At 51.6% G+C, this 8055-nt stretch carries 13 protein-coding genes; 5 read left to right on the top strand and 8 right to left on the bottom strand.

The features are described from left to right. Window positions 1–29 precede the first annotated feature (29 nt). A complete protein-coding gene (locus HX846_RS40385) occupies window positions 30–293 on the top strand; it encodes a surface-adhesin E family protein (protein WP_372241980.1) in 264 nt (87 codons plus the stop codon). Window positions 294–418: 125 nt separating this feature from the next. Beyond that, on the top strand, window positions 419–649 hold the full coding sequence (locus HX846_RS11960; protein ID WP_178965440.1) for a hypothetical protein: 231 nt from the start codon (window positions 419–421) through the stop codon (window positions 647–649). Window positions 650–879: 230 nt separating this feature from the next. Here HX846_RS11960 and HX846_RS11955 read toward each other — a convergent pair whose 3' ends face one another. Beyond that, a complete protein-coding gene (locus tag HX846_RS11955) occupies window positions 880–1113 on the bottom strand; it encodes a hypothetical protein (RefSeq protein WP_178965439.1) in 234 nt (77 codons plus the stop codon). Between the two features lie 43 nt (window positions 1114–1156). Further along, complete coding sequence (locus tag HX846_RS11950; RefSeq protein ID WP_178965438.1) at window positions 1157–1666, bottom strand: hypothetical protein; 510 nt, start codon at window positions 1664–1666, stop codon at window positions 1157–1159. A gap of 545 nt (window positions 1667–2211) precedes the next feature. On the opposite strand from HX846_RS11950, the gene HX846_RS11945 reads away from it, so the two are divergent. Continuing rightward, window positions 2212–3072 carry a site-specific DNA-methyltransferase gene (locus HX846_RS11945; protein ID WP_178965437.1) on the top strand — a complete coding sequence of 287 codons (861 nt, stop codon included), beginning with the start codon at window positions 2212–2214 and terminating at the stop codon, window positions 3070–3072. Here HX846_RS11945 and HX846_RS11940 read toward each other — a convergent pair. Together HX846_RS11940 and HX846_RS11935 are read right to left on the bottom strand one after the other, a co-directional pair. Further along, window positions 3061–3657: a ScaI family restriction endonuclease gene (locus HX846_RS11940; protein WP_178965436.1), complete on the bottom strand. Its 597-nt coding sequence runs from the start codon at window positions 3655–3657 to the stop codon at window positions 3061–3063. The two genes, HX846_RS11945 and HX846_RS11940, sit on opposite strands and share 12 nt — an antisense overlap. Continuing rightward, a complete protein-coding gene (locus HX846_RS11935) occupies window positions 3654–3869 on the bottom strand; it encodes a helix-turn-helix domain-containing protein (RefSeq protein WP_178965435.1) in 216 nt (71 codons plus the stop codon). The genes HX846_RS11940 and HX846_RS11935 overlap by 4 nt, the downstream gene beginning before the upstream one ends. A 575-nt stretch (window positions 3870–4444) precedes the next feature. Between HX846_RS11935 and HX846_RS11930 the strand changes: the two genes are divergently transcribed. Then, complete coding sequence (locus HX846_RS11930) at window positions 4445–4957, top strand: hypothetical protein (protein ID WP_178965434.1); 513 nt, start codon at window positions 4445–4447, stop codon at window positions 4955–4957. A gap of 89 nt (window positions 4958–5046) precedes the next feature. Here the strand turns inward: HX846_RS11930 and HX846_RS11925 are convergent, their stop codons facing one another. From HX846_RS11925 to HX846_RS11910, 4 genes are all read right to left on the bottom strand, one after another. Next, window positions 5047–5448, bottom strand: a complete 402-nt coding sequence (locus HX846_RS11925; protein ID WP_003211020.1) for a type II toxin-antitoxin system HicB family antitoxin — start codon at window positions 5446–5448, stop codon at window positions 5047–5049. Window positions 5449–5503: 55 nt separating this feature from the next. Continuing rightward, window positions 5504–5686: a type II toxin-antitoxin system HicA family toxin gene (locus tag HX846_RS11920; protein ID WP_003211022.1), complete on the bottom strand. Its 183-nt coding sequence runs from the start codon at window positions 5684–5686 to the stop codon at window positions 5504–5506. A 185-nt stretch (window positions 5687–5871) separates the two neighbouring features. Continuing rightward, window positions 5872–7125: an amidase gene (locus HX846_RS11915; protein WP_178965433.1), complete on the bottom strand. Its 1254-nt coding sequence runs from the start codon at window positions 7123–7125 to the stop codon at window positions 5872–5874. 10 nt (window positions 7126–7135) lie between these two features. Then, window positions 7136–7561: a VOC family protein gene (locus HX846_RS11910; RefSeq protein WP_003211024.1), complete on the bottom strand. Its 426-nt coding sequence runs from the start codon at window positions 7559–7561 to the stop codon at window positions 7136–7138. A gap of 113 nt (window positions 7562–7674) precedes the next feature. On the opposite strand from HX846_RS11910, the gene HX846_RS11905 reads away from it, so the two are divergent. After that, the coding region (locus HX846_RS11905) for a LysR family transcriptional regulator (RefSeq protein ID WP_178965432.1) at window positions 7675–8055 on the top strand (381 nt) is incomplete at its 3' end.

The raw sequence follows: 8055 nt of genomic DNA, 5'->3' as shown, positions 1-8055 counted from the left end.
ACGAAACTAGGGGCGATTCACTACCGCCCATATGTCGTGGCAATGCATTTGCTCGAAGCCCAGCGGATTCTGTCATCTGTGAAAGCGAAAAGCGTTCGAAGACTGAGAGCAGTGTTAGCTACTACGAGATCAACTGTGCGAGAGGCACGTCGAGGATCACTCAGTCGATTGATTACAATTTCGAGGGTGAGGTGATTACGCAGTCGGACAATGAGAGCGCGAAATGGACACGCCCGTATCCTGACTCGATTGGCGAGGGACTGAATAGGCTGCTCTGCGAGAAGCGTGACTAGGGCTTCGTTCTGAATCTGCTCTGAATACGTTCGAAACGGGTTTCTGATTTCGTTCTGAGCTGATCCTCAACGTGTTCAAATTTCGGCAAGAGGTTGGCACCTGTTTGATGCAACGAAGGGGAAATATGGGAATCATCGGCAGGTTGAGAAGCATAGTCGGATTGGAAATTGAGGAAGCCTTTCGTCGGTGGTCTGCTGCTGAGCTTGCTGAAAAGAAAGCTTACCTCGAGAGCAAACGCCCTGATGCTTTCACGGTTGAGGACCATTACCTTTCTGCTGAGTGGGTGATTCAAAGATATCTGCCCAAAGGACATGAGCCTACAAATGAGCAATGGTCAAAAAAATCAAAGAGATAAGGCGAAAAATCGACATAAATATAGAAATGGCTGCGGCTGGAAAGTCACACCAAAAACAGCCTGACTCGTCAGATGAAGGCGATCCAGATTTTCAGCATGGGCCACGGTGAATTCTCAATTTGCCTACGTCCGGACCGCCTAGTGCCACTACACCAGGTAGACCGTTCACCAGGCGGAAGATACGGGCTCCCCGAACTCAGCGATAGGCTGCCAAACCAATTCCAGACCGATCATGCAATGGGGACTTGTTTGCTGAGTGATCGAGGTCCTGATGATGGAACGCCAACCGGAGGAATCTGGCGACTCGCCTCGACGACACACGAGGCTCTATCAACCACTTTGGCTGTTTTTGCTTTGCGCAAAACGCCAAAGCGATGATTTTCTTCAATGGCTTGTAACACGGCATCGCGCATCAGCCTGAAGGAGATTTCACGGCCGATGGAGTCAATTAGTGATTGACGCATGTCTGATACCCCTCTTGAGACAAGGTCCGTCTCCGGCCATGGACTAACAATGCAGCTCGTCGAAAGGCAGCGTAGCGCGGGCGCTCTCGAGAAAGCCATTCTCATCTTCGAACTTTTCACATACGTACTCACCTTCGCGATTCCGATAGCCTAACGCAAGGTATGTCAGATGCCCTCGATGGATCATGTACGCCGCTGTGGCCCTGGCCTGGCTGGCGTACTCCGAGCCTTGAAAAACAGCCCTCAACCCTCCCATAGCCAAATCACTGATTTCGTTTTGCTCTCGCAAGAAGTCGATAAAAAGCTGCTGCCGTTCGGCCAGTTCCGCTTTAACGCCGCGTGGCCGGCCATCCTCGTGATCGATTCCGAAAATGAAGGCGGCACCATTGGACTCAACGAACATCACCTCTCGGAACACCTGGCAGTCTCTGCCTGGAGTACACGCTTTGATATCAGCTATCCATAGCTCGTCGGAACTGTTGTCTGTGAATTTCATCACTAGACGCGGAACAGAAGCTGCAAAAATTGTGGCAGCCAATCTGGCATGACTCATCGGTCGTATCCCCCAATCAGACTGATTTCATTACGGACGGTAGACATCGGCAACGAGCTGCTATCGCCCTTATCTACTAAACCGGAAGCGATTCAACTTTTTTCAAACGGGGTCTTACCCCGATTTTTCAGAAAAATTGTGGCAGCCCATCTGGCATGATTTATCGGTCGTACCCGAAACAAGGCTGAACCTATTGCGGACATTAGACAACGACAGAAATCGGCGAGGAACTGCCATAGCGCCCACCTACTAAACCAAGGGCAGTTTAACTTCATTCCAAACATATCTGACCCCGACTCTTTACACCCCGCCTCTTCTTTGAGGAATTATTACAGCAAACTTAAACAGCGCTCAGACAATCAATATCTAACGCAATAGAAATAACACATCAAAACTTTCCACACCAAATCTCTATACAACAACGCAACTCACAAAAATAGCTACTCAAGATATGATACAACCATTCAGCACTTCACGCTGGAGTTCAGCCATGATAGCTGATAGAATTCGCACATATAGACTTTTACGGCGAGCGAAATGCAATTATGACATTAACAAATTTTGAGTTAGCAAAAAAACATTTGGGCTCACCATCTTATGAAAATGAAGGCGTTGCGATTTACAATATGGAGTGCCTGCATGGCATGCAGAAATTACCATCAGGAATTATCGACTTAACTGTAACATCGCCACCCTACAATATCGGAAAAGAGTATGAATCTCTTATAGAAACTTCAGAATATGTAGAATGGTGCTCTGCTTGGATGAAAGAGATTCACAGAATAACACTAGAAAAAGGCTCGTTTTGGCTTAACGTTGGTTACTTTGAGGTTAAGAGCAAAGGCCTCGCAGTGCCTATTTCATATTTGCTTTGGGACAAATCTCCTTTCTATCTTCTTCAAGAAGTAGTATGGAACTATGCCGCAGGAGTAGCATGCAAATTAAGATTCTCTCCTCGTAATGAAAAGCTTCTGTGGTATGTGAAAAACCCAGAGGCTTACACATTCAATTTAGATGCAGTACGAGACCCGAACGTCAAATATCCAAACCAGAAAAAAAACGGAAAACTTAAATGTAATCCCTTAGGAAAAAACCCCTCCGACGTATGGCAAATTGCAAAAGTAACGTCAGGAGCGAAACGCTCATCAAAGGAAAGAACGGCTCACCCCGCTCAATTTCCGACAGAAATGATTGAAAGAATTATCAAGTCGAGTTCGAACGAGTCGGACTTGATACTGGATCCTTTTATGGGCTCGGGTAGCACTGCAATTGCAGCAATCGCCAACAACAGAAAGGTTATTGGCTTCGAAATAAATGAAGCATACGTGGAAATAGCTAAAGATCGAATTGAAAGCTACCTCTATGAAAAAGCGGCCTTCAACCCCCAACCCGAGTTATTTTTTTGAATAAAGCGTTTTGAGCTTATACAAATATGTTTCTTTTGAGAGCCAAGCCTGTTGCCCTGTAGCGGCAGCTTGGCCAGTCCAATCAGTATGATCAAGCCATCCAAATCTAATAATTGTTATTTCAGGAGGCGTATTCGACCTCTCCTTAATCTGCTCAAAATTTATCGTCAAGTAATATCCATCTTTGCTTTTCTTGCTTTCAGTCGGAGCTTGAGCATAACTCCTATTACCAAAAATCTTAGACGAATTTGACGAAGTCTTTAACTCTATAGAGAACGCATTATTAGGCACATAAACAATATCTTTATCATCAACCCGCTGCTCTCTCTGCCACATTTGTGGATTATTTGCTACGATCTCGGCAGGAATTAACTCATGCAGTAACGCACCAATTATTTGGGGACGAACAAAAATATCTTCTCCAATCTTAAAGCCATGCCGCCCTATTTTTGAACAATAAATATCGTTCCACGCAGCTAAACAATACTCAACAATCTGACTTTCACTGAGGGGATGCGCTGCTATCAGCTCATCTGTAATAGAAGACCATTCCGCAACCGGTTTATCTTTGTAAGGCGAACTCATTCGATACCCTCAAGAAGTTCTGAGGGGGTAGTGGATAAAGCCCTGGCAATAATCACAATATTTTGCAGGCTTAAATTGCGTTCTCCTCTTTCAACAGAACCTATATAAGTTCTATGTAAGCCAGAAGCGTGAGCCAACCCTTCTTGTGAAAGCCCCAGAGCTATTCGCAAAACGCGAATCCTTTCCCCCAATGATGTTTGAATATTTTCCATCGAGGGATGCTCGGACGTTTGAACACTATGCGTCTACAGACTATAAGTAGCATTTGATAGAAGCACACTGGCTGACTAAACTGGAAATTCAGACCGACGCTAAAGTCAATACTCGACCGTAGTGGTGCGGGAGTAGGCCGAAGCATGGATGAATGAAAGCAAATCCTGCTGTAGGGTTCCCCGTCCTTCCTTCGCTACAGAGCCCGGTTGATGAAAATATGCTCAATCAGAACCCGAGTGCAAGCTAGGTACATCTGCAGTACAGTAGTTAGCTTGCTTAAGCTTCTCAAGAATACGCTCAACCCAAGTAAAACGGGCCCTCCAGCTATGCCAACCTACGTTCACCTACGCACGGTTTCTCTAGGCATACCCGGTCGCCCAGCAACTCATAATCCCTTGGTCGTAGGTTCGAGTCCTACTGGGTCCACCATCTTGAAAGCCGCGCATTGCGCGGCTTTGTCGTTTCTGGCGCGTGAGTCGTGCAGCAATGAAACATTAGTTAGTTGTCCCGAACGGCTACGGCACTGACCATGATTCCCAGTCAACGCCAATTCAGCACGAGGGAAACTTGTTCCATGCATCAGCAAAAACGCTCGCCGCGCAACGCAATCCACGGCCTGGGCATACGTGCCACAGCCGCCGTCGCAATCACCCTCGCCACCTTGAGCGGCGCACAAGCCGCCCCCGCCGCCACTGACACCATCAAGGCATTCAAGCTCTGCACCGGCGCCGACAACAATTCGCACGTACTGGAAGGCACCATCGACCAGAGCATGCGCAATGACGTGACCGCCATTCACTTCAAGCAAACGGCGGCGCATTCCTCGTATAGCTGGCATAACGACCCGGAGCCACAGTACGTCATGACGCTGTCCGGCACCCTGGCGTTCGTGACACGCGGCGGTGAGAAGTTCACGTTGCATCCGGGTGAAGTACTGATCGCCGAAGACAACACCGGCACAGGGCATCGCTGGAATCTGGTGGACGATCAACCGTGGCGGCGAGGGTACGTGGTGCTGAAGCCGGGCGCGCCGGATTCATTTATCCCGAACGATGCTGCCGCTGCGAAGGTGTGCAAGGGGTCGTAGTCTCGCTGATCACACCTCCTCGAATAAAAGAAAGACTTACGCTTTGCGGTGTAAGCCTTTTTTGTACTGCGTGCTCTACCGGCCCGTTATCAAACGGAAAGTTCGCGCAAAGCCGCCGTCGCCAGGAACCCAGAGCGCGAGGCATAGCGATGGTCTTTTTGCACTCGCTCATCGATACGATTCAAAAGTTGCTCAGGCAGTGAGGCGTTGAACCTGACTGACTTGCCCAGGTAAGGAGTGAGATCAAAGTCGATCACCGCCCACACGCCACCCGCAAAGTCCGGATTCTCCAAATGGACGTCGACCTCTCTAGCCTGAGGAAGCCGCTCCTCATCAGCAACCAATCCCTCGAGGTGCAGCGCTAAAGCTTCGCGGACATTATCCAGAGCTTCGGAAAAGGTTGTGCCCGCAGAAAAGCAACCTGGCACGTCCGGGACGGTCACGCTGTAATCTGAATCAGCGTCTTTGTGTATCACCACTGGAAATTTCATTTTTCCTCCTTTGAATGAGCCGCAGCGGGATCATTCACCACATAACCTACGGTCATCACTTCAGGCCTGCTGATTTCAAAATGCTGTGCAAGGTCCCCTTGGCTATCTCTGATTTAGGATGAGGAACCGTCACCCGGCCGGGCTTGGTTGAGTGCTTGAATTGATGGTGACTGCCTTTCGCCGCCACCTCAAACCATCCATCCGCCATCAGCAAGTCAATTACCTCTCTGCTTCTCATCGCGCCCGCTCCACAGTGTGTATCTTACACACCGAAGGTATCCTGCAGCATCTTTTATACACACAGGACACACCAATGAAAAAAGCCCGCTCATTTCTGAACGGGCTCATGCGAAGAATATGATGACGACGCCTATCGCCGCTTCGCCAGCGAACTAATGTCAGTTTTTGTGCCTTGACTGACTCTCAGCTTACCAACGCATTAACAATGACTTGCGCCGTACCTAGCAACGGCGCATCCCCTCTAAACGCCCCAATTACCTGCAACCCCACCGGCAACTCCCCTTCCCCACGCATCACCGGTACATTCACCTGCGGCAAGCCAAACGCGCCCCAGAACTTGATGAAGTCCGACGGGCCCGTGGTCGCCAACCCCACCGGCGCCAGCATCCCGCAGGAAACACTCAACATCGCATCAAACGGCTGGCAGATTTGCGCAAGCTGCGGGGCCAGTTGTACCAAGCGGGCCTTGGCTGCCGACTCCTGCTCCCAACTCGTCGTCTGGGCGCGCTCGATCATGGCCAACGTCGAGTCGCTGAGTAGTTCGGGATGAGACTGAAACTCCTTGGCCAATGAACGGGCACCTTCGCAATCGTTGATCAACTGGTGATCGTCGAATACTCCGTCGAACGCCTCGGGCAACACGACTTCACTGACAAGAGGCCCCAACCTAGCTATCGCTAGCTCAATCGCCTGGGCCACCACCGGCTGCACATCCGACCAGCGAGAAGTACGGCAGAAACCAAGCCGCAAAGGCCGACGACCGACCTCAACAGCCGGAAACCCTCGAATCAACACCTGCGCCACCCGCTCAAGATCACGCACCGAGCGCCCATACCAACCCACCGTATCGAAGCTCGGCGCCAGGGGTTTCACGCCTTCCAGCGAGACCAGTCCAAACGACGGTTTGAAGGCAAACAACCCGCAATAAGCCGCAGGCTTGAGCAACGACCCCGCCGTTTGGGTACCCAACGCCAACGGGAAAAACCCGGCCGCCATCCCCGCAGCAGAACCCGCGCTGGAGCTACCCGGAGTGCAGGACAAATCCAGCGGATTACGCGTCGGCCCCGTGTTCATGTAGGCAAATTCGGTGGTGTGGGTCTTGCCCATGATGATCGCGCCCGCCTGTCGTAGCAGCGTCACCACATGGGCATCCCGCGATGGACGATTACCCAGGTAAATCGGCGAATAGAATTCCGTTGGGTGGTCGGCGGTATCAAAGATGTCCTTGACCCCCACGGGCAAGCCCGCCAGCGGACCGGAACAGCCTTCAAGCTGCAACGCCTGCTCGCGCACCGCCTCAGCGTCGAAGGATACAAACGCCTGGATATCTGGTTCGTCGACACCTATGCGCGCAAGAAAGTGTTCAGCAACCAAAGCCGGCGTAATCGCCCCCGAACCCACCGCCTCGGCGATGCCCGTTGCATCCAGGCCATTCATCAAAGCGCCCTCACTTGGCAAACAACTGCCCAATGTCCTTGAACGCCTTGAACTCCAACGCGTTGCCGCACGGGTCAAACAGAAACAACGTCGCCTGCTCGCCCACCTGGCCTTTGAAACGAATATGCGGTTCCAACACAAACTGGGTATTGCGCGCCTGCAAACGCTCCGCCAACGCATGCCAATCATCCCAACTCAACACCACGCCAAAATGCGGCACCGGCACGTCGTGGCCGTCCACTGCATTGGTGTGCGCCGCCTCTTGAGAAGCGGTTTTCGGATGCTCATGAATCACCAATTGATGCCCGAAGAAGTCGAAGTCGACCCAGTGATCACTGGCTCGTCCCTCCTCCAACCCAAACACCTCGCCATAAAACTGCCGCGCTGCCGCCAGGTCGAATACCGGAATTGCCAGGTGAAAAGGAGCCAGTGCCATCAGGTTTAACCTCTATGGGTATTAAGTCCTTGCGAGTCTAGCCTTGCCGTAACCGATGGAAAGACGATAATTTTTGCAGCGAGCTCAAATTATTTTGATCAATCGAGACGCCCATGCTGCGGGAACTGAAAACCTTTATCGCCGTTACCCGCCATGGCACGTTCGCCGCAGCGGGCATGCATATCGGGCTGACGCAATCGGCGGTGAGTGCGCAGATCCGTCAGTTGGAGCAGGTGCTCGGCGTGCAGTTGTTCGACCGCACCGGGCGCCAGGCCACGCTGAACGCGGCGGGGATCCGCGCGCTGCCGCTGGCCAGGGAGATTCTCGAGACGTTCAACCGCATGGCTGTGCCGGTGGATGCCAATGAGTACAGGGGCGAGTTGAAGGTCGGCGCCATCACCACCGCCCAGACCGGCCTGCTGCCCCAGGCCCTGGTGCGTTTGCGCCAGGCGGCGCCGACGGTGGAGTGCAAGTTGGTGCCGGGAGTTTCCCTG

Origin of the sequence: Pseudomonas sp. K5002 (genome assembly GCF_013386655.1) — a bacterium.
Taxonomy (GTDB): domain Bacteria; phylum Pseudomonadota; class Gammaproteobacteria; order Pseudomonadales; family Pseudomonadaceae; genus Aquipseudomonas.
Note: the sequence above shows the minus strand (reverse complement) of the source record. Positions and strands in the feature narration are given on the sequence as shown.

What these genes read in the sequence shown, in the direction of transcription:
- HX846_RS11925 (WP_003211020.1), bottom strand. Translation starts at nt 5,448, where the DNA reads ATGAAATTTCCAGTGGTGATACACAAAGACGCTGATTCAGATTACAGC.
- HX846_RS11935 (WP_178965435.1), bottom strand. Translation starts at nt 3,869, where the DNA reads ATGGAAAATATTCAAACATCATTGGGGGAAAGGATTCGCGTTTTGCGA.
- HX846_RS11950 (WP_178965438.1), bottom strand. Translation starts at nt 1,666, where the DNA reads ATGAGTCATGCCAGATTGGCTGCCACAATTTTTGCAGCTTCTGTTCCG.
- HX846_RS11910 (WP_003211024.1), bottom strand. Translation starts at nt 7,561, where the DNA reads ATGGCACTGGCTCCTTTTCACCTGGCAATTCCGGTATTCGACCTGGCG.
- HX846_RS11940 (WP_178965436.1), bottom strand. Translation starts at nt 3,657, where the DNA reads ATGAGTTCGCCTTACAAAGATAAACCGGTTGCGGAATGGTCTTCTATT.
- HX846_RS11960 (WP_178965440.1), top strand. Translation starts at nt 419, where the DNA reads ATGGGAATCATCGGCAGGTTGAGAAGCATAGTCGGATTGGAAATTGAG.
- HX846_RS11955 (WP_178965439.1), bottom strand. Translation starts at nt 1,113, where the DNA reads ATGCGTCAATCACTAATTGACTCCATCGGCCGTGAAATCTCCTTCAGG.
- HX846_RS11915 (WP_178965433.1), bottom strand. Translation starts at nt 7,125, where the DNA reads ATGAATGGCCTGGATGCAACGGGCATCGCCGAGGCGGTGGGTTCGGGG.
- HX846_RS11945 (WP_178965437.1), top strand. Translation starts at nt 2,212, where the DNA reads ATGACATTAACAAATTTTGAGTTAGCAAAAAAACATTTGGGCTCACCA.
- HX846_RS11930 (WP_178965434.1), top strand. Translation starts at nt 4,445, where the DNA reads ATGCATCAGCAAAAACGCTCGCCGCGCAACGCAATCCACGGCCTGGGC.
- HX846_RS11920 (WP_003211022.1), bottom strand. Translation starts at nt 5,686, where the DNA reads ATGAGAAGCAGAGAGGTAATTGACTTGCTGATGGCGGATGGATGGTTT.